At 65.9% G+C, this 1,559-nt stretch carries 1 protein-coding gene; it reads left to right on the top strand.

The features are described 5' to 3' along the window. Positions 1–1,559, top strand: a 1,559-nt coding sequence (locus GXN74_RS14225; RefSeq protein WP_162371593.1) for a transketolase family protein, incomplete at both ends; no start/stop codon positions are given.

Here is a 1,559-nt window from a genome sequence, read left to right as displayed (position 1 = left end):
GGAAGCAAGACCCCCGGCCATCCGGAATACGGCCACACGGACGGGGTGGAGACCACCACCGGCCCCTTGGGCCAGGGCATCGCCAACGGGGTGGGCATGGCCATGGCGGAACGGCATCTGGCGGCAAGGTTCAACAAGCCCGGCCACGAGGTCGTGGACCACTACACCTACGTCATCGCCGGGGACGGATGCATGATGGAAGGGGTGGCTTCGGAAGCGGCCTCCCTGGCCGGCACCCTGGGCCTGGGCAAGCTGATTGTCTTCTACGATTCCAACCGGATCACCATCGAAGGAGATACGGACACGGCCTTTAGGGAGGACGTGGGCAAGCGCTTCGAGGCCTACGGCTTCGAGCACATCAAGGTGAACGACGGCAACGACCTGGAGGCCATCGACGGGGCCATAAGGAAGGCCAAGGCGGACCTTAAGAAGCCCACCCTGATCGAGGTCTGCACCCAGATCGGGGCCGGATGCGCGGCCAAGGAAGGGAAGGCTTCCGCCCACGGGGAACCCTTGGGGGAGGAGAACGTGCAGCAGATGAAGCAGGACCTGGGCATGGGGGGACACCCCGACTTCCACGTGCTGCCCGAGGTAAGGGAACACCTGGAGGGACTGGTCCGGGAGAAGGCCCAAAAGCGGGCGGAGTGGGAAGCGCTTTTCGCAACCTACGCCCAGGCCTATCCGGAGGAAGCCAAGGAATGGGAGGTCTGGCACGGGGCGGTGGACATGCAGGAGCTTCTGGAGGATCCCGAAATGTGGGAATTCTCCGGCTCCGTGGCCACCCGGAGCCGTTCGGAGGCGGTGATCAACCGGCTGGCGAAGCGGCTCCCCAACCTGGTGGGCGGGTCTGCGGACCTGGCCCCTTCCACCAAGACGCTGATGAAGGGAAGGGGGGACTTCCTGCCGGGCCGGTTTGCGGGCTCCAACCTGCACTTCGGCGTCCGGGAGCACGGCATGGCGGGAATCTTGAACGGCATGGCCCTCCACGGAGGCCTGCAGGTCTACGGGGCAACCTTCTTCGTGTTCTGCGACTACATGCGGCCCTCCATGCGGCTGGCGGCCCTGATGGGGCTTCCGGTGACCTATGTGCTGACCCATGACAGCATCGGCGTGGGGGAGGACGGCCCCACCCACCAGCCGGTGGAACAGCTGGCGTCCCTGCGCTGCATCCCGAACATGACGGTGTTCCGTCCGGCCGACGGGAAGGAAACCGCCGCGGCGTGGATGCATGCCGTGGGGCAGACGGAGGGGCCCACAAGCATCGTCCTCACCCGGCAGAACCTTCCGGAGCTGGAAGGGACCGGTGTGGAGGCGCTGAAAGGCGGCTATGTGCTGAAGGAATGGGGGGACTCCCCGGAACTGGCGATCATCGCCTCGGGCTCGGAAGTCAGCCTGGCCCTTGCGGCGGCAGAACGGCTGCACAAGGAAGGTGTTGGGGTCCGCGTGGTGAGCATGCCCTCCATGGACCTGTTCGAGAAGCAGCCGGAAAGCTACAGGGAAGCGGTCCTGCCGGTGGCCATGGGGAAAAGGCTGGTGGTCGAGGCCGGCACCTCCCAGGG

This window comes from Anaerotalea alkaliphila (assembly GCF_010179735.1).
Lineage (GTDB): Bacteria > Bacillota > Clostridia > Lachnospirales > Vallitaleaceae > Anaerotalea > Anaerotalea alkaliphila.
This window is presented reverse-complemented; position numbering and strand designations above follow the sequence as displayed.